This window comes from Hymenobacter sp. APR13 (genome assembly GCF_000737515.1).
Taxonomy (GTDB): Bacteria; Bacteroidota; Bacteroidia; order Cytophagales; family Hymenobacteraceae; genus Hymenobacter.
Genome location: NZ_CP006587.1, coordinates 1,089,529 through 1,110,384, shown reverse-complemented (window position 1 = coordinate 1,110,384; position 20,856 = coordinate 1,089,529). Strand labels below are relative to the sequence as shown.

The 20,856-nt window shown below is 62.9% G+C and carries 24 protein-coding genes; 16 read left to right on the top strand and 8 right to left on the bottom strand.

The genetic code is table 11. The features are described from left to right. The first annotated feature begins 31 nt into the window (after positions 1-31). The 4 genes from cmk (at position 32) to N008_RS04660 (ending at position 3,439) form a co-directional block, all read left to right on the top strand. Positions 32-760, top strand: a complete 729-nt coding sequence (gene cmk, locus N008_RS04675; protein ID WP_052381196.1) for a (d)CMP kinase — start codon at positions 32-34, stop codon at positions 758-760. Between the two features lie 147 nt (positions 761-907). Next, entirely contained in the window at positions 908-1,792 is an 885-nt protein-coding gene (locus N008_RS04670; protein ID WP_044014124.1) for a 4-hydroxy-3-methylbut-2-enyl diphosphate reductase, read from the top strand. Positions 1,793-2,026: 234 nt separating this feature from the next. Beyond that, a complete protein-coding gene (locus N008_RS04665; protein ID WP_044014122.1) occupies positions 2,027-2,581 on the top strand; it encodes a DUF502 domain-containing protein in 555 nt (184 codons plus the stop codon). Positions 2,582-2,647: 66 nt separating this feature from the next. Continuing rightward, positions 2,648-3,439 carry an alpha/beta fold hydrolase gene (locus N008_RS04660; RefSeq protein ID WP_044014120.1) on the top strand — a complete coding sequence of 264 codons (792 nt, stop codon included), beginning with the start codon at positions 2,648-2,650 and terminating at the stop codon, positions 3,437-3,439. A gap of 15 nt (positions 3,440-3,454) precedes the next feature. On the opposite strand, the gene N008_RS04655 is transcribed toward N008_RS04660, so the two are convergent. Together N008_RS04655 and N008_RS04650 are read right to left on the bottom strand one after the other, a co-directional pair. Next, the gene (locus N008_RS04655; protein ID WP_044014118.1) at positions 3,455-3,904 is read right to left on the bottom strand and encodes a DoxX family protein; all 450 of its coding nucleotides are present in this window, start codon (positions 3,902-3,904) and stop codon (positions 3,455-3,457) included. 100 nt (positions 3,905-4,004) lie between these two features. Next, complete coding sequence (locus N008_RS04650; RefSeq protein WP_052381195.1) at positions 4,005-4,586, bottom strand: O-acetyl-ADP-ribose deacetylase; 582 nt, start codon at positions 4,584-4,586, stop codon at positions 4,005-4,007. Positions 4,587-4,752: 166 nt separating this feature from the next. Here N008_RS04650 and N008_RS04645 point away from each other — a divergent pair, with 166 nt between their 5' ends. The 11 genes from N008_RS04645 to N008_RS04595 all read left to right on the top strand — a co-directional run bounded on the left by N008_RS04645 (position 4,753) and on the right by N008_RS04595 (position 13,669). Continuing rightward, entirely contained in the window at positions 4,753-5,043 is a 291-nt protein-coding gene (locus N008_RS04645; RefSeq protein WP_044014117.1) for a 2TM domain-containing protein, read from the top strand. 143 nt (positions 5,044-5,186) lie between these two features. After that, complete coding sequence (locus N008_RS04640) at positions 5,187-6,296, top strand: PQQ-dependent sugar dehydrogenase (protein ID WP_316963304.1); 1,110 nt, start codon at positions 5,187-5,189, stop codon at positions 6,294-6,296. A gap of 131 nt (positions 6,297-6,427) precedes the next feature. Further along, positions 6,428-6,904, top strand: a complete 477-nt coding sequence (locus N008_RS04635; protein WP_044014113.1) for an ATP-dependent zinc protease — start codon at positions 6,428-6,430, stop codon at positions 6,902-6,904. Positions 6,905-6,962: 58 nt separating this feature from the next. Continuing rightward, positions 6,963-7,907: a 30S ribosomal protein S6--L-glutamate ligase gene (gene rimK, locus N008_RS04630; RefSeq protein ID WP_052381194.1), complete on the top strand. Its 945-nt coding sequence runs from the start codon at positions 6,963-6,965 to the stop codon at positions 7,905-7,907. Positions 7,908-8,091: 184 nt separating this feature from the next. Beyond that, positions 8,092-9,162, top strand: coding sequence for a succinylglutamate desuccinylase/aspartoacylase family protein (locus N008_RS04625; RefSeq protein ID WP_071884486.1), 1,071 nt, complete (start codon positions 8,092-8,094; stop codon positions 9,160-9,162). A gap of 239 nt (positions 9,163-9,401) precedes the next feature. After that, the gene (locus tag N008_RS04620) at positions 9,402-10,049 is read left to right on the top strand and encodes an OmpH family outer membrane protein (protein ID WP_052381193.1); all 648 of its coding nucleotides are present in this window, start codon (positions 9,402-9,404) and stop codon (positions 10,047-10,049) included. Positions 10,050-10,215: 166 nt separating this feature from the next. After that, positions 10,216-10,770 carry an RNA polymerase sigma factor gene (locus tag N008_RS04615; protein ID WP_231569780.1) on the top strand — a complete coding sequence of 185 codons (555 nt, stop codon included), beginning with the start codon at positions 10,216-10,218 and terminating at the stop codon, positions 10,768-10,770. 58 nt (positions 10,771-10,828) lie between these two features. Continuing rightward, complete coding sequence (locus N008_RS04610) at positions 10,829-11,509, top strand: hypothetical protein (RefSeq protein WP_044014111.1); 681 nt, start codon at positions 10,829-10,831, stop codon at positions 11,507-11,509. Next, complete coding sequence (locus N008_RS04605) at positions 11,506-12,438, top strand: hypothetical protein (protein WP_044014110.1); 933 nt, start codon at positions 11,506-11,508, stop codon at positions 12,436-12,438. Before N008_RS04610 ends, N008_RS04605 begins: the two co-directional genes overlap by 4 nt. Positions 12,439-12,455: 17 nt before the next feature. Then, positions 12,456-13,229, top strand: a complete 774-nt coding sequence (locus tag N008_RS04600) for a hypothetical protein (protein WP_156109016.1) — start codon at positions 12,456-12,458, stop codon at positions 13,227-13,229. A 167-nt stretch (positions 13,230-13,396) separates the two neighbouring features. Continuing rightward, positions 13,397-13,669: a hypothetical protein gene (locus N008_RS04595; RefSeq protein ID WP_156109015.1), complete on the top strand. Its 273-nt coding sequence runs from the start codon at positions 13,397-13,399 to the stop codon at positions 13,667-13,669. A 77-nt stretch (positions 13,670-13,746) separates the two neighbouring features. Here the strand turns inward: N008_RS04595 and N008_RS04590 are convergent, their stop codons facing one another. The 6 genes from N008_RS04590 to N008_RS04565 all read right to left on the bottom strand — a co-directional run bounded on the left by N008_RS04590 (position 13,747) and on the right by N008_RS04565 (position 19,213). Next, complete coding sequence (locus N008_RS04590) at positions 13,747-14,106, bottom strand: hypothetical protein (RefSeq protein WP_156109014.1); 360 nt, start codon at positions 14,104-14,106, stop codon at positions 13,747-13,749. Then, positions 14,045-14,320 carry a hypothetical protein gene (locus N008_RS04585; RefSeq protein WP_156109013.1) on the bottom strand — a complete coding sequence of 92 codons (276 nt, stop codon included), beginning with the start codon at positions 14,318-14,320 and terminating at the stop codon, positions 14,045-14,047. Before N008_RS04585 ends, N008_RS04590 begins: the two co-directional genes overlap by 62 nt. A 140-nt stretch (positions 14,321-14,460) precedes the next feature. Continuing rightward, a complete protein-coding gene (locus N008_RS04580; RefSeq protein ID WP_044014099.1) occupies positions 14,461-15,129 on the bottom strand; it encodes an NAD-dependent epimerase/dehydratase family protein in 669 nt (222 codons plus the stop codon). Positions 15,130-15,481: 352 nt separating this feature from the next. Continuing rightward, positions 15,482-16,321, bottom strand: a complete 840-nt coding sequence (locus tag N008_RS04575) for a S1 RNA-binding domain-containing protein (RefSeq protein WP_044014097.1) — start codon at positions 16,319-16,321, stop codon at positions 15,482-15,484. A 156-nt stretch (positions 16,322-16,477) separates the two neighbouring features. Then, positions 16,478-17,029: a DUF6252 family protein gene (locus N008_RS04570; protein WP_044014095.1), complete on the bottom strand. Its 552-nt coding sequence runs from the start codon at positions 17,027-17,029 to the stop codon at positions 16,478-16,480. A 264-nt stretch (positions 17,030-17,293) separates the two neighbouring features. Next, positions 17,294-19,213, bottom strand: coding sequence for a hypothetical protein (locus N008_RS04565; RefSeq protein WP_044014093.1), 1,920 nt, complete (start codon positions 19,211-19,213; stop codon positions 17,294-17,296). A 285-nt stretch (positions 19,214-19,498) separates the two neighbouring features. Between N008_RS04565 and N008_RS04560 the strand changes: the two genes are divergently transcribed. After that, on the top strand, positions 19,499-20,767 hold the full coding sequence (locus tag N008_RS04560; protein ID WP_044014091.1) for a putative DNA modification/repair radical SAM protein: 1,269 nt from the start codon (positions 19,499-19,501) through the stop codon (positions 20,765-20,767). Positions 20,768-20,856 lie beyond the last annotated feature (89 nt).

Genomic DNA, 20,856 nt, shown 5'->3' with positions numbered 1-20,856 from the left:
CAGCCCCCAACCCGTGCCGAGAGAATCAGCCATGAGAAAAATCGTCATTGCCATCGACGGCTACTCTTCGTGCGGCAAAAGCACGACGGCCAAAGCCGTGGCCGCCGAGCTGGGCTACGCCTACATCGATACCGGCGCCATGTACCGGGCCGTTACGCTCTACCTGCTGGAGCAGGGCATTGCCTTCGACGACCTGCCGCGCGTGGAGCAGGCCCTGCACGAGCTGCACATCACCTTCAAGCGCAACCGCAAAACCGGCCGTAACGAGCTGTGCCTCGATGGCGCCATCCGCGAGGATGAAATCCGGCAGATGCGCATTTCCAACCTCGTGAGCGAGGTGTCGGGCATTCCGGCGGTGCGCCACGCCATGGTGGCCCAGCAGCAGCGCATGGCCCGCAAGCGCGGCGTGGTGATGGACGGCCGCGACATCGGCACTACCGTGTTTCCGGATGCCGAGGTGAAGGTGTTTATGACCGCCGAGGTGCTGACCCGCGCCGAGCGCCGCCAGGAAGAGCTGGCCGCCAAGGGCGAGCAGGTGGCGGTGGAGGAAATCGTGGAAAACCTGCGCAAGCGCGACCACCTCGACTCCACCCGCACCGAAAGCCCCCTGCGCCGCGCCCCCGACGCCGTGCTGCTCGATACCACCCACATGATGATCGACGAGCAGGTGGATTTCGTGCTGGAGCGGGTGTCGGCTACACTGTTTGCGCTGGCTGTCGGGGCCGGCCCCGAACGGAATGGCAATGAAGTGGTTGTATAGTGAATAGGGCCTGGGAATCAGGAAATAGTGCTTAGGCACTGGAATTGCAGAGCCGGGTGGTAGTTCCTGCCAGAGCAGCTTCTGCACATCGTGCTTCCCAGCTTCTGAAACCCACTTCCTGAGCCCCAGGCCCTAAGCCCTAAAAACATGAACGTCACCATAGATAAAAATTCCGGCTATTGCTTTGGCGTCGAATTCGCCATTCAGATGGCGGAGGATGAGCTGGCCCACGACGAAACCCTGTATTGCCTGGGCGACATCGTGCACAACCGCATGGAGGTGGAGCGCCTGCACGAGAAGGGCCTGCGCATCATCGACCGGGAGCAGCTGGAGCAGCTGCACGACTGCAAGGTGCTGATCCGGGCCCACGGCGAGCCGCCGGAAACCTACCAGCTGGCCCTGCGCAACAACATCGAACTGATTGACGCCTCCTGCCCGGTGGTGCTGAAGCTGCAGAACCGCGTGAAGCACGCCTTCGACGCCAGCCAGCGCCAGAATGGCCAGATTGTCATCTATGGCCAGCCCGGCCACGCCGAAGTGGCCGGCCTAACCGGCCAGACCGGCAACCGCGCCATCATCGTCATGACCGAAGCCGACCTCGATCAGGTGGACTTTTCGCGCCCCGTCACGCTCTTCAGCCAGACCACCAAAAGCACCGCCGGCTTCTACCACATGAAAGCCGTGATGGAAGAGCGCATCCGGGCGGCCGGCGGCTCGCTGGAGTCGTTTGATGCCAACGACAGCATCTGCCGGCAGGTAAGCAACCGCGAGCCGGCCCTGGCCAAGTTTGCGGTGCTGCACGACGTCATCATCTTCGTGAGCGGCCGCAAAAGCTCCAACGGCAAGGCCCTGTTTTCGGTGGTCAACAAAACCAACCCGCGCAGCTACTTCGTGGAAAACGAGCAGGAGCTGCTCGACGAGTGGTTCCAGGATGCCGAATCCGTAGGCATCTGCGGCGCCACCAGCACGCCCATGTGGCTGATGGAGCGCGTGAAAGACCGGATTGAGGAAGTGGCCGCCAGCGTAGCGTAGGCCCATGTAGCATAGGCTTCAGCCTGTGCCGTCTCGCGGCAGTGGCCGTTGCGCGCCGCTACTCCTTGTTCGTAGGCGAAACACCCACCCTACCAGAAAAGCCCTCCGGCGTCAGGTTCCAAACCTGCTGCCGGAGGGCTTGGCGTTTTCAGCATCGGGAGGAGGAATAAGCTGCATTACTCGCAACGGCAAGCGTCTGACGGCACAGGATGAAGCCTATGCTACATTTGCGGCATGCGCAGACTGATCAACTACTTCCTCAACGGCTTTCTCATCGTGGCGCCCATCGGCCTCACGATGTACATTCTCTACTCGCTGCTGCGCTGGCTCAATGACCTGTTTGCGGGGCTGAGCTTCGACGTGCCGGGGCTGGGACTGGTGGTGGCGGTGCTGCTGATAACGGCCGTGGGCTTCGTGGCGAAGTCGTTTATGGTGCGGCCGTTTCTGGTGATTGCCGAGCGAATTCTGCACCGCACGCCGTTGGTGAGCATTATCTACTCCAGCCTCAAAGACCTGTTCGACGCCTTCGTCGGCGACAACCAGAAGTTCAACTGCCCCGTGCTGGTGCGCCTCAACGCCCAGGACAACGTGTTCAAGATGGGCTTCGTCACCCAGGACGACCTGGCCGCGCTGCACCGCCCCGATCTGGTGGCCGTGTACTTTCCGCACTCCTACAACTTCTCCGGCGAGCTGGTGCTGGTGCCGCAGGCCAGCGTCACGCACCTGGACCTGCCCAGCTCCGACGCCATGAAGTTCATCGTGTCCGGCGGCGTGTCGCGGCTGGGGTAGACAAGAGGCTTGGGGAACGGGGCTTGTCCGGATGCCGTACAGCCTAGCGCCATCTAGCTACTGCCTATGCCCACCCGCCTGCACTTTCAAAAATTCGGCTCCGGCCCGCGGGTGGTGCTGGCGTTTCATGGCTACGGGCAAAGCAGTGGGCACTGGCGCACGCTGGCCCCAGTGCTGGGCCCAGATTTGACGGTGTATGCCTTCGACCTGTTCTACCACGGCCGCAGCCAGCTGTTGAAGGACGATGCACCCCTGAGCAAGCAGCGCCTCGGCGAACTGCTGGAAGAGTTTCTGCAGGAAAACGGTATCGACACCTTTCAGCTGCTGGCATTCAGCATGGGCGCCAAGTTTGCCCTAACCCTGGCCGAACGGCTGCCGCAGCGGGTGGAAAGCATCTGGCTGGTAGCGCCCGACGGCCTGCAGCGGCAGTTCTGGTACGCGCTGGCCACCTATCCGCCGTGGATGCGCGGGGTGCTGGGGCGGGCCGTACTGAAGCCGGAGCGGCTGCTGCGCTTTCTGGGGGCGCTGGGGCAGCGCCGGGTGGTGCCGCCCAACCTGGTGCACTTCGCTAAGTGGCAGCTTGACAGCCGCGAAAAGCGGCTGCGGGTGTACCGGAGTTGGGTGGGTTTCCGGCGCCTCACGTTCAACCTGCGCCAGCTGGCGCAGGTGCTGAACCGGCGCCCGACGCCCGTTACGTTCTTCCTGGGCCGCCACGACCTGGTGATTCCGCAGGCGGGCCTGGCGCGGTTTATCGGCTCGTTGCAGTCGGCGCGCACGGTAGTGCTGGAGGCCGGCCACGGCGGGCTGCTGGCGTACTTAGCCACCTATCTGCACCAGCACCCTGATGTGCGGCTTTAAAGCAGCAGCAGGTTGCTACTTGGCCTGGCGGAATACTTTGTTGTCGACGGAGTACCGGCCTGGGCCCACAATCATGAACATGAGGCACAGCAGCAGCACCAGCAATGAAGTCCACAGCTCGGTGTTGGCCAGATTGAAGCCGTTCTGGGAGTTCACCAGCAGTACGGCGCCCAGCAGAATCGGGAGCTGGCACATGAGGGCGAGGCGGGTGAGGGTGCCGGTGGCAATCATCAGCCCGCCCACGATGTGGAAAAAGCTCACGAACAGCGAAGCCTTCTTGAGGCCGGCCCAGGGCTGCTGCTGGCTGAGCAGGTAGTACACATCGGTGCTGTGGTCCAGAAACGATAGCCCTTTGATGAGCAGGAACACGCCCAGTAGCACGCGGAGCGCATCCAGCCAGACGGGGTTGCCGGCACTGGTGCGGGCCGGGCGTGGAGCGGCGGGATATTGGGGGCTGAGTTGCATGGCGGGATGGGGCAGAAAGTGGCGCAGAACCGGCGCACGGCATGGCGTGTGCCTGCTTTCAAGATACACAATTCCAGCCAGCAAAAACACCGGTTAGCGCCTAGCTGGCAGGTAGTTGAAGCGCCTGCTGATAGAGCTGCTCGCTTTCCTGGTCGAACACCACGAACACCACTTCCCGCGGCCACGCGTGCTGCGCCAGAAACTCCCGCGCTTCCCGCACGGCAATGGCCGCCGCTGCCGGCTTGGGGTAGGCGTAGATGCCCGTGCTGATACCCGGAAACGCCACGCTGGCCAGCTGCCGGTCAGCGGCCAGTTGCAGGCTGTTGCGGTAGCAGTTGGCCAGCAGCTGTGGCTGCTGCTTGTGGCCACCGTTCCAGACAGGCCCCACCGTGTGGATGACATACGGCGCCGGCAGCCGGCCACCCGTGGTGATTACCGCCTCGCCGGTGGCTAGGCCTTTGCCGTAATGGCCGGCCCGCAGCTGCCGGCAAGCGTCCAGCAGGGCGCGGCCGGCGGCACGATGAATAGCCCCATCGACACCGCCGCCGCCAAGCAGGCTGGAGTTGGCGGCATTCACGATGGCCGCGGTGTCGAGCCGGGTGATGTCGCCGCGGTAGAGCAGGAGGCGGCCGAAGCGGTGGGCGGTGGCGCGCCAGTCGGCGGCAGGGGAGGAGGCGGGCATGGTATGGTAGGCAGGTGCGGCCGGTATGGCTGCGTGGCAAGCTACAACTCAGGGCCGGTTTCCGACGCTTCAGCTGCCGCTTATACCGTCTGGGCAATATTCGATTTAGTATATTGAAGGGAACCGGTACGTTTGAGCATCATCCAGCCAAAAAAATACTTTCCCCATGGAAACCACCGACCGTGACCCCCAACTGTGGCGCATTGCAAAAGACCGCGCCAAATTCAAGTCGCACCTACTCACTTACGTGGTGGTGAACCTGCTGCTCTGGGTTATCTGGGCCGTAACCGAGCACCACGACCACCGCGGGATTCCATGGCCGGTGTGGCCCACCGTGTTCTGGGGGTTTGGCGTGTTCATGAACGGCCTGGGCGTGTACGGCGGCTTCGGCAAGTCGCAGCTCTCGGAACGCGAGTACCAGAAGCTGGTGCGCCGGCAGCAGGAAGGACGGTTGTAGAGTAGCTGAGTAACTGAGTAGACACGCTGAGTGCACACATACTCAGTTGCTCAATTACTCAGCTACTCAGCTACTCTGCTAGGCAACCTTCGCGGCGGCCTGGGGGTTGTAGGCAGTATATGACAACGCGCCCCTTCCTTTCTTTGCTGCTGCTCGCCCCGCTGGTGCTGGCGGCTTCCGCGCCCGGCCGCCCCGTAGCCCCGGCCGCCGCCGATGCCAACCTGAACAAGATCAAGCTCCCGGCCGGCTTCACCATCAGCTATTTTGCCCAGGGCGTGAAAAGCGCCCGGGAGCTGGCCGTGGGCCCCGATGGCACCGTGTACGTGGGCACCAAGGACGACAAGGTGTACGCACTGCCCGACCGCAACAAAGACGGCCGCGCCGATGAGGTAGTGACCATTGCCACCGGCCTGAACGCCCCCAACGGCGTGGCCGTGCGCAACGGCGCCCTCTACGTGGCCGAAATCAACCGGATTCTGCGCTACGACAACATTGCGGGCACGCTCCGGCAGAAGCCCAAGCCAGCCGTGGTGTATGGCCAGCTGCCCAACAAAGACTGGCACGGCTACCGCTACATTGCCTTCGGTCCCGATGGCAAGCTGTACGTGCCGGTGGGCGCGCCCTGCAATTCCTGCCTGCCCGAGGAGCCCATCTACGGCACCATCAACCGCCTCAACCCCGACGGCAGCGGCTTGGAAGTGTTTGCCCAGGGCGTGCGCAACACGGTCGGGTTCGACTGGAGCCCCCAGGACAAAGCCCTCTGGTTTACAGATAACGGCCGCGACATGCTCGGCGACAACCTGCCCGCCGACGAGCTGAACCGCGCCGCCAGCGCCGGCCTGCACTTCGGCTTCCCCTACTTCTTCGCCGGCGACGTGCCCGACCCGCAGCTCAGCAAAGGCCGCTCCGCCGACACCTACCAGAAGCCGGCCCGCAAGCTGGGGCCGCACGTGGCGGCGCTGGGCATGAAGTTCTACACCGGCAAGCAGTTCCCGACACAGTACCGCAACCAGATTCTGATTCCGGAGCACGGCTCCTGGAACCGCACCAGCAAGCTCGGCTACCGCATCACGATGGTGAAGCTGGACGCCAGCGGCAAGCAGGCCACCGGCTACGAAACCTTCGCCGAAGGCTGGCTGCAGGGCCAGAAAGCCTGGGGCCGCCCCGTGTGTTTGCTGGTGCTGCCCGACGGCTCCCTGCTCGTCAGCGACGACCAGAACGACGCCGTGTACCGCATCAGCTACAAAGGGTGATTATAATAGCCCGTCCGTCATGCAGAGCGGAGCGAAGCATCTCGCCAGTGTGGTAGAATTACTGCGCTGGCGAGATGCTTCGCTCCGCTCTGCATGACGGGCTATTGAATGTTGGTAGTACATTTAAAGCCATGAAAAAGCTGCGTGTACCAAAGCGGGTAGTGGGCCGGCGCGAGCTGGTGGATTTTCCGCAGTTTCAGTTGTGGGGCGTGGAGGCCAAGGTGGACACCGGCGCCTACACCAGCGCCATCCACTGTTCCAACATTCATCTGGCTACCCGGCCCGACGGCCGCCAGTGCCTGCACGTGCAATTGCTGGATCCGTCGCACCCGAATTTCGACGGTACGCCCATGGAATTCACCGACTTCAGTCTGCGCGACATCAAAAGCTCCAACGGCGACGTGCAGGAACGCTACGTTATCCGGGCAGTTATGCGGATATTTGGCGAGGATTTCGACACCGAATTCTCGTTGTCCGACCGGTCCGATATGAAGTATCCCGTGCTGTTGGGCCGTTTGCTGCTACGCCACGGCCGCTTTGTGGTCGATGTGACGCGGCGCAATGTATCCTACCGCGCCCAGCAGGCCGCGCAATCGTCGCCGTCCTGAGCTGTGCGGCGCCTCCTCTCCTGAAGCTTCTGCTCAATCCACCCTATATTTTTGACTGATGAAACTGGCGATTCTGTCGCGTGAGCCGAAGCTATATTCTACCACACGTCTCGTGGAGGCCGCCGTTGCGCGGGGCCACGAAGCTGTGGTGCTCGACCATCTGCACTGCAACCTGGTACTTGAAAAGGGCAAGCCTGGTATCATCTATCATGGCCAGAAGCTGGAAGGCATCGACGCCATCATTCCGCGCATTGGGGCTTCGGTCACGTTTTATGGCTGCGCCGTGGTGCGGCAGTTTGAGATGATGAAAGTGCGCACGGCCGTGGAAAGCCAGGCCATTGTGCGCAGCCGCGACAAGCTCCGCTCTATGCAGATTCTGGCCCGCGCCGGCGTGGGCATGCCCAAAACCGCCTTCACCAACTATTCCGACGAGGTGCCGGCCATGATTGAGCAGGTAGGCGGCGCGCCGGTCATCATCAAGCTGCTGGAAGGCACCCAGGGCCTGGGCGTGGTGCTGGCCGAGTCGGCTAAGGCCGCGCAGTCGGTGATTGAGGCCTTCCACAACCTCAAGGCCCGCATCATCGTGCAGGAGTTCATTGCCGAAAGCAAGGGCGCCGACCTGCGGGCCTTTGTGGTGAACGGCGAGGTGGTGGGCGCCATGAAGCGCCAGGGCAAAGACGGCGAGTTCCGTTCCAACCTGCACCGGGGCGGCTCGGGCACGCTCGTGAAGCTGAGCCGCGCCGAAAAAGCCGCCGCCCTGCTGGCGGCCAAGTCGCTGGGCCTGGGCATTGCGGGCGTAGACATGCTGCAAAGCAAGCGTGGTCCTTTGGTGCTGGAAGTGAATTCGTCGCCGGGCCTGGAGGGCATTGAGAAAGCCACTGGCCTCGATATTGCCGGCAAAATCATTGAATACACCGCGGAAATAGCGCAGAAGAAGAAAGCCAAAGCTGCTCCCAAAGCGGCCGTAGCCCAGCCCGATACCCAGCCCGATATGCCGCAGTAGCTCGCCAGCCAATGCTGTAGCCGCTGCTTGTCTGGGCTGGTTTGTTCCCACGTTGAGACGGAATAAGCGGGCAGTTTCTTATCTTCCTTCGCCATACCTGATTGGCGCTCCGGCCGGGTTGTGGCTGAAGCCGGGGTGGCGTCTGGCGCAGGCAGTGCGCCTGTATTTCTGTTTCTGACCTGCCTTGACCCCAGCCCCCAATCCTGCTGCCATCTGCCTCAACGGCCTCACCATTCTGCCCGGTGAGCGGGTCCTGACACGGCTGGTGATTTCGCGGCTGCCCTCGGGCACGGTCATCGACATTCCGGTGCACGTGTTTCGCTCGACGGTGCCCGGCCCCACGGTGCTGCTGATGGCTGGCATGCACGGCGACGAGGTGAACGGCATTGAAATCATCCGACGCCTGATCCGGCGCGACTTGCTGCGGCCGTTGCGGGGTACCATCATTGCCATTCCCATCCTCAACATCTACGGGTTTCTAAATTTCTCGCGCGATGTGCCTGATGGCAAGGACGTGAACCGCAGTTTCCCTGGCAACCCGCGCGGCTCGCTGGCCAGCCGCGTGGCGCACCGCTTCATGCGCGAAATCATGCCTCTGATTGATTACGGCATCGATTTTCACACGGGCGGTGCGGCGCGCTCCAACATGCCCCAGATCCGGTGCCTGCTGCACGAAGACCCCGAAACAGACGCCATTGCCGCCGCCTTTGCCGCGCCCTTCACGCTGCACTCGGCGCTGCGGGCCGGCTCGCTGCGCGAAACGGCCATGCAGTTGGGCAAGCGCATCATTGTGTACGAAACCGGCGAATCCTTGCGCCTCGACGAGCCGGGCATTGACTTGGCCATTGCGGGCACGTTTCGGGTGCTGCACTATCTGGGCATGGTGGCTGATGCCTCGCGGCCCGAGCACCCGGCCATCGTGTGCTTGCGCCATACGTGGCTGCGGGCCAAGTTCGCGGGCCTGTTCCGCAGCCACGTCCGCAATGGCGACTACATCGAGAAAGGCCAGATTTACGGCTCCGTGGCCGACCCCTACGGCGAGCATGCCGTGCGCCTGGAGGCGCCGGTGGCGGGCTACATCATCGGCCTCAACCACATGCCCGTTGTCAACCAGGGTGATGCGCTGGTGCACGTCGGCCGCCTCGATGCCGCCCCCAGCCGCATCGACCTGGCCCCGCCCTACGAGGAAAAGCCCATGAAGCCCCTCGAACACGAGCCCGAAGACCACGATGACGACGAGCCCGAAGCCCCGTAAAGTCGTGGCCCGGACTTCGGTTCGTCACCCTGTACGGCCTCGGTTAGCTATGCGAGCTGCTGATTTTTAGTGGTGTAAAGGCGGTGCGTTAGGTGCGCCAACCGCTCTGCCGGCTGCCTGCGGGCGGAAGTGCGGGCCGCCGGAAGGGCCGGGCATCAATAGTATCGGCAGACCTTCGTTTCTTTGGGACGCAGATTGCCCGTGCCGGGCGGCTGTCGACTTCCCTCCTTATTGTTCGAATGAAAAACTCTCTTCAACTAGCCATCAATGCCGTCCTGGTTATTGCAGTGGCGGTGCTGTTCTACCTGCATTTCTCCGATAAGCCGTCTGCCACGGCAGTCCGCAAAGCGCCCGTAGTGGTGCAGACGACCGATTCGACGGGCGCAACCACCGAAACCACCGTGGCTGCCGAGGACCCCGCCGTGGCCCTCGCCGACACCAACAAAGTGGCCTACGTAGAATCGGGCAAGCTGCTCGACGGCTACAAAGGCATGCAGGATGCCCGCAAAGCCTTCGAGGCCAAAGCCAAGCGCTGGGAAGCTCAGAACCAGACCATGGTGCAGAGCTTTCAGGCGGCGGTGCAGCAATACCAGAAGCAGGGCGAGAGCATGACCCCGGAGCAGCGCGCCGCCACCGAGCAGAAGCTGGGCGCCCAGCAGCAGCAGGTTGGCCTTAGCCAGCAGAAGCTGCAGCAGCAGGCGCAGGAAGAAGAAGCCAAGATGACCCAGGCCGTGCTGGAGCGCGTCAATAAGCAGATTGAAAAATACGGCAAAGCCAACGGCTACCGCCTGATCCTGAGCGGCTCGCTGGCCTACGGCCGCAAAGACCTCGACATCACCCAGCCGGTGCTCAAATACCTCAACCAGGAGTATACGGCTAAGAAATAGCCTGCCCTCCCGGCTGCCGGTCTGCGCCTGCCTTTCCATTGGAAGGGCAGGCGCTTTTGTATGCCGCAGCACCTGGTATGCCGCTGCCGCATAATTCTTTTAGCCATCAACCAACTATTGCGGAGGCAGCCGGCCCTTTCTGCCAACTCCACCTTCTGCGACGACAGTGACTGCGCTGCCTCTCTCTCCCGACCCTTCTGACGAAACCTTGCTGCTGGCCGGCTGCCTGGCCCAGGACCGCACGGCCCAGCACCAGCTCTACCAGCGCTACAAGTCGGCTATGTTCTCGTGCGCGATGCGCATCCTCGGCAACGACCGGGAAATGGCCCAGGACGCGTTGCAGGAAGGCTTCGTGGACGTGTTCCGGCACCTGGGCACCTTCCGGCAGCAGTCGACGCTGGGCGCCTGGATCAAGGCCATCATGGTGCGCCGGGCGCTGCGAGTGCTGCGCCGGGAGCAGCGCATGGAAATCTACGACGACCAGCGCCACCCCGAGCCGATGGTGGGCTGGCACGACGGCCTCACCGGCGAGGCCTTGGACAAGGCCATTAGCGAGCTGCCGGCCGGCTACCGGGCTGTGTTTTGCTTGGTGGAAGTGGAAGGCTACCAGCACCGCGAAGTTGCCGAGTTACTGGGCGTCACGGAAGGAACCAGCAAGTCGCAGCTCTACCACGCCAAGAAGCTGCTGCAAGTGAAACTGCATCATTTATACCACGCATGAGCCAGACCCCCGAAACCCCGAACCCGGGCGGCAGCATCTGCGGCGGGCCCTGCACCAGTTGCCCACCCACGAGCCCGCGCCCGACACCTGGGCCCGCCTGCGAGCCCAGCTAACCGCCGCCGACGCTGTGGCCCGCGCCCTGCCCCGGCTCCCCACCCACGAGCCCGACGACGACCTGTGGCAGGCCATTGCCAGCCGCCTGGATGAACCTGTCGAAACCAATTCCTCTGACGCCGTTTTGCAACCCGTACCGCAGGCTGTGCCAGTGCGCCGCCTCTGGCCGGCCGCTACGTGGCGGCTGGTGGCCGGAGTAGCTGCCGCCGTGCTGGTACTGGTGGGCGTGTGGTGGCAGCGGTCCGCCCAGCCCCTGGCCCCACGTGTCGCCCAAACGGCCACCCAGCCTGCCGCCACTTCCGCCCCGCGCGAAACCATTGCCTATAGCGAGGAAGTGGTGCCGGCTCCGGCGGCCAGCCCCGCCGCGCCGGCTGCCTTCGATCCGCTGGGCGAGCAGGGCGTCAGCTTTATTGATGCGCATTGTACTTCACTGCCCACCGTGTGTCAGTCCGACGAGTTCCGGCAGTTGCGTACGCAGCTCTCGGAGCTGGAAACCCAGGAACAGGGCCTCCAGCGCGACGTGCGGCGGTTTGGGGCCACGCCGGAGCTGCTGCAGCACCAGGTTCAGATTACCACGCTCAAAGCCACTGTCACGCGGGAGCTGGTTCAACTGCTTATCTCATGAATATATCCCCTCAAAACCTCCGTATCTGGCCCACCCTGGCCACCAGCCTACTGCTGATGCTGGGGGCAGTGGCCGCGCCGGCCCAAACCAAAGTGCAGGTGGTGACGCGCACCCTCGAGCAAACCCTGCCGTGCCCCGAAGGCACCTTAGTGCGGGTGCGGGCCGAAAAAGCCACGCTAAGGGTGCAGGGCTGGGACAAGCCTACCGTGCGGGTGGTGCTTCGGCTGATAGCACGGCACCCCGAACGGGAAATAGCTGAACAGGAGCTGCCCGTGGCCCGCTACCTGATTGAAAAGAGCGGCAGCGTCATTGACTTGGTCAACTACTTTGCCCAGGCACCGGGGGCGGCGGCCGTGCGCAGCGACCTGCGGGCCGAGTATACGGTGCAGATGCCGGCCGGCAATCCGCTACAGGTGGTCAATGCCTACGGCCAGACTTCGTTCACGGGCCTCACCGGCAAGCAAACGCTGGAGCAGGATTTCGGCCAGATTACGCTGCAGGACCTGCGCGGCAGCCTTTCGGCCACCGCCCGCTACACCGACCTGAACGCCGCCAACCTCAACCTAACCTTCGTTTGTGAGGCCGATAAATCGGCGCTGCGGCTCACGGCGGCCAGTGGCAGCTACACCATCCGCAACCGCTACGGCAGCGTACAGCTGCAGCCCGGCTCCGACGTGAAAAGCATCTTCATTGACGCCCAGCGCACCGAAGTGAAGCTGGACGTGCTGCAGCCCGAGCAATTCAGCTACAACCTGAGCACCGCCCACAGCACGCTGGTGGTGCCCGCCTCCTATGCCGAAGCCGTGCGCAAAACCCCCGGCCAGCAGTCGTTGCGCCTGATTACGCCCGGCCGGGCTCCGCTCATCCGGGTACTCACGTCGTATGCGCCCATCACCCTGCACGTGGTGCCGCTTATCATCAAGCACTAGCTTTTTACTTCCGAGATATGCGTCCGACTTCTATGTTCCGGTTTTTGCGCCACACGTTGTTGCTGGCGTTGCTACCTGCTGCCGTGCTGGCCCAAACGGCTCCAGACTCTTCGCGCATCAGCTACAGCGAGGAAACAGTAGCTCCGTCGCCACTGCCCACTCTGCCATCCGGCGAAAACAGCCGCTTCGTCCAGCAGTACAGCAAGCTCACGCGGCTGCAGATTGAGGAGCAGCACCTCTGGAAGCTGGGCCTCAACAACTTCGGCGCGACTTATCTTGGCCGCGCCGATAAGGCTGATTCGCTGCTGTTTTCCCGCGTGGGTGTGCATCTGGCCTACGAGCACAAGCTGAGCCCGGCCTGGTCGGTGCTGGGGGAGGTGAGCCCCGATTTTCTGCGGTACCGCGACGCCGAAACCAGGGCCCTGCGCCATGGCTTCGCCGTTCGCTCGCAGGTAGCCGGCCGCTACTACTACAACCTCAACAAGCGCATTCGCAAGGGCAAAAGCGCCAGCAACTTCTCCGCCAACTACCTGTCGCTGGCTCTGGGCAGCGGCTTCGGCAGGCACTCCGACGAAACGCCTTTCTACGATTTCGCCCGTTCCGGCCAGGCTGTGCGCCTGAGTCTTGCGGCCGTGTATGGCCTGCAGCGCCGCCTGGGCCGTTATGGCTTCGTGGATTTCAACATGGCCCTCCCGATGGCCCTGACGCCGGACCGCGGCCGCGAGGTGGTGCCGGGAATAAACATCGGCCTGGTGCTCAACCTGCGCATCGGGCTGGCGCTGGGCCGCTGATACCCTGACGTTGAGGGACGCCGCCACCGACGCCCACGCCTTTGTGGTGTTGGCATTGGGCCACAAAGGCTGGCACTGCTGCCCTTCCGCCAGCCGGAATTAAACCTGATACAAGGTTTCGCGTCTATAGAGAAGCCACGCCGCTAAACGGCTGGTATTGACCTCTTATGAAAAAGCTTCTGAGAATTCCTGCGTTGTTGATTCTGCTGATGGCTGTCAGCCTGCTTACCAGCTGCGTGGCCTCTGCCCCGGCCGTGGTGGCCGGCCCTCCGCGCCCCTACTACGACTCATATTACCGGGTTGCGCCCCGGCCTTACTACCGCCCGGCGCGGGTGGTGGTGCGCCCGGCCCCTGTAATTGTGCGGCCCCGCCCCGTGATAGTGCGGCCAGCCCCGCGTTACTACCACGCCCGGCCTTACCGCGGCCATATCCGCTACTAGCGGCTTAGCCATAAAAAACGCCCGCTCATCAGATGATGAGCGGGCGTTTTTTATGGGCAGGCTATCGGCGTAACTCTCTAGAACGTGAAGCGCAGGCTTACGGCCGCGTCGTTGTAGAAGCCGGTGTAGCCGTCGAATACCTCGAAGTAGGGCTTGTAATCGACGCCGACCACGAAGGGCAGGTCGGGCATTTTGTATTCCAGGCCCAGAATCAGGTCGGCACCGAACACCACGTAGTTACGGTCGTCGTTGACGTACACCACGTAGTTGGAGCGGTACTTGTCTTTCTTGTAGTAGTAAAGGCGCTCCACGTAATAATAACGGCCTTTGTAGGAGCCCGCGTGGGCGCCGGCGCCGTAGTAGAACTGCAGGCCTTTAAGGTCGGCCACCTGCAGGTGCTTTTCCAGGAGCACCCGTGAGGCGGGCGCCTTTGGCACGGTACTCGGTGGTGAGCAGCGCTTCCAGCGCCACGTTGTTTTTGCCGCTGATGAAATGCTTGAACGTACCACCCGACGAATAGCCGCCGGCGCGCAGCCCCAGGCCGTTTTTATAGCCGCTGCCGCCACTGCTACCCTTCTTGCTTTGCGCCGCCGCCAGGTTCAGAACCCCGGCCAGCAGCACCAGCAACACACTAAAAGACAAACGCTTCATACGTGAAAAATGAAAATGTACTAAGGTGATTTTCCGGCAAAAGTACAAATCATTTCTGCGCCATTCACGACAATCGGCATAAAGGAGGCAGCGCCTGCCCACCCGGCCCACGCCCGCGGCGGACCGGCGGGCCCGAAACGCTACCCGGCGGCCCGGCCCAGCGCCTCGATGGCGTCGGAGGGATGCACCTGGATGCCGGTGCCGTTCTGCTCGGCGGCGCGCAGCATGGCGCGGGCCACGGTGGCGGCGTCGATGGCCCGGTAGCGGCGGAGCGGGCCGCGCAGCACCGGCCGCAGCACGCGCAGCAACACGGCCCCCAGCCGCTCGCCGGTGCGCTGCTCGCTCCGCTCGCCCAGCAGCAGCGAGGGGCGGAACAGGTGCACTGCCCGAAACGGCGTTTGGCGCACAGCCTGCTCCATTTCGCCCTTCACGCGGTTGTAGTACACCCGCGACTTCTCATCGGCGCCCATGGCCGACACCACCAGCAGCTGGGCGGCGAAGTTGCCGGCCGTGAGGGCCGCCAGCTTCACCACATACAGATAATCGACGGTATAAAACGCCTTTTTGGAGCCGGCCTGGCGCATGGTGGTGCCCAGGCAGCAATACACGTCGTCGGCAATCAACGCGAAGCGGTGCTCTTCCAGGTGGTCGAAATCGAGGAGGCGCTGCTCCAGCTTGGGGTGCACGATGGGCAGCGGCCGCCGCCCCACCGCAATGACTTTGGCGTAGCGGTCGGAGGCTAGCAGCAGCGGCAGCAGCTGGCTGCCGATCAGGCCGCTGGCTCCGGCAATAAGGGCGGTTTTCTGCATGAGGAGAGGAAAAGGCAACACCGGCCGGCCCGCTTCCGGGGCCGCGCCAGTACGTAAGACGACGGCCAGCGGCCAGGGGTTGTCTGGGAGTGGCGGCCAGCTGTCGGCCGGTGGTTGTTATCAGGCAATTCCTATTCGACCGGAGCGCCGCTGCCAGGCCGGGAAGTTGCTATTAGGGTATTGTTTATTGGTATAGTTATATCAGCGTGAAATGACGCAGGATGCGCGGCACGGCAGCTGAAAACAAAAAAAGGAGACCGGGAGCGGGCGGTACCTGTGGGGCCTGCCTGTTCCCAGCCTCCTCTTGGGCTGATTTCCGTTTCGATGAAAAGCGTCAGCGGCTACGCCCGGGCTATTTGCCGGGCCGCAGCTGGGTGCTTTCGGGCTGGAGCTGCACTTGGCCGCGCTTGTAGAGCGTGCCCAGAGCCTTTTTGAATACTTTCTTGCTCATGCCCAGGCGGCGGTAGATGTCGTCGGGCTCACTTTTGTCGCCGAGCGGGAGCAGGCCGGCGGGGGCTTTGCGCAGGGCTTCCAGCAGGGTGTCGGCGGCGGCCAGGGCTTCGTCGTAGCCGAGGCGCTGCAGGCTGAGGTCGAGCTTGCCATCGGGGCGGATGGTGCGCACGTAGCCGGTGTGCACGTCGCCGAGGCGCAGGGGCTTGAACACCTCGTTGTGGTAAAGCAGGCCCTGGTGGGTGCCATCCACAATCACCTTGAAGCCCATATCGGTTTCGGCGGCCACAAACAGCTCGGCCGTGTCGCCGACTTTGCCGGGGTAGGGCTGGTCGCTGAGGAACCACTCCCATTTGGCCGAGGCCACAATCCGGTCGGTGGTTTCGTCGAGGTAAACGAACACGGTTTCGCGCTGGCCGACGCGCAGGTCGTGGCGCTGGTTGCGGTAGGGCAGGAACAGGTCTTTTTCCAGGCCCCATTCCAGGAAAGCGCCGTTGGGCGTCACGTCGCGCACGGTGAGGGCTGCAAACTGGCCTACGGTGGCCAGCGGCTCCAGCGTGGTGGCAATCAGCCGGTCCTCGGAGTCGCGGTAGACGAACACGCGCAGCACGTCGCCAATTTCGGTGCCTTCGGGCACGTATTTGCGCGGGATGAGCAGGTCGCCGTCGTCGGAAGAAAGGTAGAGGCCGAAGTCGACGGCGCGGGCCACTTCCAGGTCGTTGTAATCACCGAGCGCGAGCATGGGGCGGTCAATTAAAAATGAAGAATTGAGAATTGAAAATGAGTGGAAGTAGCTTCACCAGCCATTTTCAATCACTCCAGTAGGTGCAAAGCTACGCAAAGCCGGGGCGGGCACGAAAAAGCCCTTACTGCGTGGGGCAAAACAGCAATACAGCAGTTACTGCTTACGGTCGAAGCGGCCGTTGGTGATTGTGACTGTCCTGGTGCGGTCGAAGGTGCTGGCTGCCGTAAACTCGAACGTGCCAGCAGAAATAGGTTCGTTCATGTAGGTCAATTGCACCTGCCCGGTGTGCCGCGCGTCCGTCACATACACTTCGCCTGTATTGTTGCTGGTAGAATAGGTTGCGTGGTCAAGAATATATCGAGGGCTTCCCTGCGGATAGTATTGCGTGTTTTGGTTCAGCAAGTGGTTTCCCACAACGGGCTTGCGAAGAAATAAAAGGATGCTCACATTCTGACCGTTATGCTGCCCATTCAGTTCAACGTAGTACACGCTGTCGAAGGCAAAGCCGCCGGTTAATGGCGGAATGGCCCTGGGGCCGAGCAGGCCGCCACTGGGCCAGCCTTTAGCCACGAAGGCTTTGCCATCGATGAGGCAGCCGCCTGTGTTCTGGCCCGTACGTGTGGCTTCCGGCAGCGCATCTACTTCCTCCTTCTTGCAGGCGGTAATCAAAATGCCAATAAAGAGAATGAGTAATGATGGCTTCATAGCGGAGTAGAAAAGGATTCAACAATAACACCTTGCCGCCCCAGTGCCCTAAGTTGCTGGCAAGGCAGCAGCAAACTCAGCACATCAGAGAAGCACGGTAAGGATACTGCGTTTCCAGTACGTCTGGTGCTTGCCCCGCGGAAAGAATGTCCGGTAATCGGACTTTTAAAATTCCGGAATTTTGCCGCGTGGAGCCCTGAAATTCCGGCGCAACCACTACCCGCGCCACTCGGCCGGCACCCGGCGCGGACTTTACGATTGTGGCTACTCGTAGCGCACCACGCCGGGCTGGCCGAAGCTGAAGTCGCTGAAGTCGTAGTAGGAGCGGGAGCTTTCGTATATGCTGAAGCCGTTGGGCGTGGCCAGCCCGCGCGGGTAGAAGCCCAGCAGCAGCTGAAACGTGCGAATCGGCAGGTACTCGTTGCGGAAGCGCAAACCCGCCCCGAAGCCGGTGTAGGGCTTGTCGTGGAAGGGCAGCGTGCGGTTGGGCGTGCGCACGTTCAGCCAGGCGGCATCGGCAAACACCAGCATGGCCAGCCGGAAGCCCAGAAACGAGACGGGCGTAAACACAGTGGTTTCGTAGTTGAGCACCACCCGGCTGGTGCCGCGCAGGTCGGTGGCCGGCGAGAAGCCGCGCAGGCCCCGGTCGCCGTTGATGGCCAGCAGCTGCTCGCCGGGGCGGCGGTTGAGGCCGATGGCGTTGCGGCTCCACAGAAAATGCCGCCACTGGAAGTTGCCGCGGTGGTAGAGCCGCGTGAAATACAGCAGCTCGGTGCTCACGAGGCCCTGCTGCCAGTCGTTGGACGGCCGCCGCACAAACGAGCCAAACTCGCCGCTCAGATACAGGTAGCCGCCGCGCGGACTGTAGCTGGCTGTGGAGGCGCGCACGCCGTAGTAATGGCGGTTTTGCTGGCTGTTCATCTCGTAGCCCACCGTAGCGCTCAGCAGCGTGCCCGCCGGAATGTCCTCGGTGCGGCCGAAGCCGAACAGGTACTTATCCTTGTAGTAGCGCCGCACGCTGTAACCCACGGTGGCCAGCATGGCCCGGGCATCCACGTACTCGGGGGTGGGACGGGCCGAGAAGCTGGTGCGCTGCAGGCGGGCCGCCACAATCAGGCGGGCCGGGTTTTCGTAGCCCAGGTCGTAGGAGGGCAGGGGCAGGGAGCGGCCCAGCCACACGTCCTGGGTGGTATAGCGGCGGGGCGTGTAGATGGGCGGCTGGCCTTCGGGCGGCTGCTGGGGCGAGCCGTCGGGCAAGGGCAGCACCACGCCCTGGTCGTAGGCGTACACCGACAGGGCCCCCGCGTATTTGGTGTTGATGGAGTAGAAGCCCCGGCTGATGGTGAAGCCGCCGTACTTGTTTTCAAACTCGTTGAAGTAGCGCGCCTCGCCCGTTACGAAGTGGCGGAACGGCACCTGGTAGCTGCCCTCGTAGCTCCAGGGCTGCGGCGAGCGGCTGCCGTACTGGTAGGAGTTGCGGAACTGGTGCCCCAGCCCCATAAAGTTCAGGTCGCGCAGCCCGATGATGCCCGCGCCCACGTCGCGCACCTCCCACGAGCCGCTGAGGCTGAACACGTCCTTGGTCACGATTTCCACGTCCACGCTGTCGGCGGTGCTGGTGCGCTCGTTTACGAACACCCGCGCATCGAGCAGCTCCGGCGTCTGGCGCAGCAAGCGCTCCGACTCGGCCAGGTCCTGCGGCTCCAGCTCGTCGCCCACCCGAAACAGCAGCACCTGCCGCACCCGCGTGCGTGAGGTTTTGATATGCAGCGCGTTGCCGGTCTTCTCCAGAATGTTGCGCGGCGTCCGCGTCGAGTCGGTGATGCTGTAGCCGAAGGCCGTGAGCGTGCGGATGTTGATTTGCCGCACGATTTTGTAGTTGTGCCGGTCGTGCTGCCGGTCGAGCAAAGCGGCGTCGAGGCCGGCCTGCTCTTCGCGGCGGGGCGTGAAGTTGAACAGGGCGGCGGCGGCCTTGCCGGCAATGGTTTTGCGGCGGGTGTAGGCCCGCAGGCCGTTGAGCAGGCGCTCTTGGTCGAAGCGGCGGCGCAGCGAGTCGGGGCGGGTGCCGTTGGCGCGGCGCGTGGTGTCCACGGGCGCTACGGCGGTATTCTGGGCCACGGCCGTACCGGCCAGGCATAGCCAGGTCAGCGCGAGTAATGTCCAGAAAAGCTCCCGATTATTCATGCGTGCAGCCGGCGGCGCTGCTGTGGCCGCCTGTGTGCAAGATACGCGCCTCCCGGGGGATTCGGAAAGTTGCAATGTGGCCCGGACTTCAGTCCGGAGCCAGAAGGCTGCGTGCCGCGTGGGGCCGTTGTGGCCTGTCTGCAACGGGTAGGGCTACAGAGGGAAGTTCGGGCCACGGCGTGGCGCAAATACTTCACATTACCGGAACATTTCCAATAAAATTAGTCTTTGTATATAGTGCGAATCTGCGCGCAAGATTCTATTTTTAAGCCTCGAAACTGCCCGATGAACGAACAGCGTATCCAGGAAAAGCTAAGCATATTGGCAGATGCCGCCAAGTATGATGTGTCGTGCTCCAGCAGCGGCGGCAAGCGCAAAAACGTGGACAAAGGCCTGGGCAACGCGGAGGGAATGGGCATCTGCCACAGCTACACCGAAGACGGCCGCTGCGTGAGTCTTCTGAAGATTCTGCTCACCAACCACTGCATCTTCGACTGCGCCTACTGCGTGTCCAGAAAGAGCAACAACGTGAAGCGCGCCGCTTTCACCGTCGACGAAGTCGTGGACCTGACCATGAACTTCTACCGCCGCAACTACATCGAGGGCCTGTTTTTGAGCAGCGGCATCTTCTCCTCGCCCGACTACACCATGGAGCGCCTCGTGCGCATCATCAAGAAGCTGCGCACCGAGCACCGCTTCAACGGCTACATCCACGTGAAAGCCATTCCGGGCGCTTCGGAGGAGCTGATCCAGGAGGCCGGCCTGTACGCCGACCGCCTGAGCGTGAACATCGAGCTGCCCTCGGAAATGGCCCTGCAGAACCTGGCGCCCGAGAAAAACTACGAGGAAATCCTGACGCCGATGGCCCAGATCCGGGACGGCATCACCCAGAACAAGGAGGAAAAGGCGCTTTTCAAGAAAGTGCCGCAGTTTGCCACCGCCGGCCAGAGCACCCAGCTCATCGTGGGCGCTTCCGAGGAAAACGACCTGCAGATCATCAACCTGAGTGACTCGCTCTACAAAGGCTACGGCCTGAAGCGCGTGTACTACTCCGGCTACATCCCCGTGACGGACGACGCCCGCCTGCCCCAGGTGACGCAGCCCCCCCTCATCCGGGAGCACCGCCTCTACCAGTCCGACTGGCTGATGCGCTTCTACGGCTTCCAGGCCGACGAAATCCTGGACCCGGCGCACCCCTTCCTCGACCTGGAGGTGGACCCCAAGCTGGCCTGGGCTTTGCGCAACCGCCACGTTTTCCCGGTGGATATCAACTCGGCCGATTTCGAGATGATTCTGCGCATTCCCGGCGTGGGCGCACGTTCGGCCAAGCGCATTGTGGCCGCCCGGCACTTCGGCCCGCTCAGCCTCGACCACCTGCACAAGTTCGGCGTGGTGCTCAAGCGCGCCAAGTTCTTCCTGACCTGCCGCGGCCAGGCCCTTTCCACCCGTGACTACGACGAGCAGACCATCCGCCGCCAGATCCTGTTCGGGGCCGGCTCGGTCCGCTCCGCCCTCGTCACCCAGCAACTCGACCTCTTTGCCCAGGCTTCTTAAAGGGCTGAATGGCTGAATTGTTAACTGGCTGGTCGGGAAGCAGACCAGCAGAACAGCCAACCATTCAGCCATTCCACAATTCAACCATC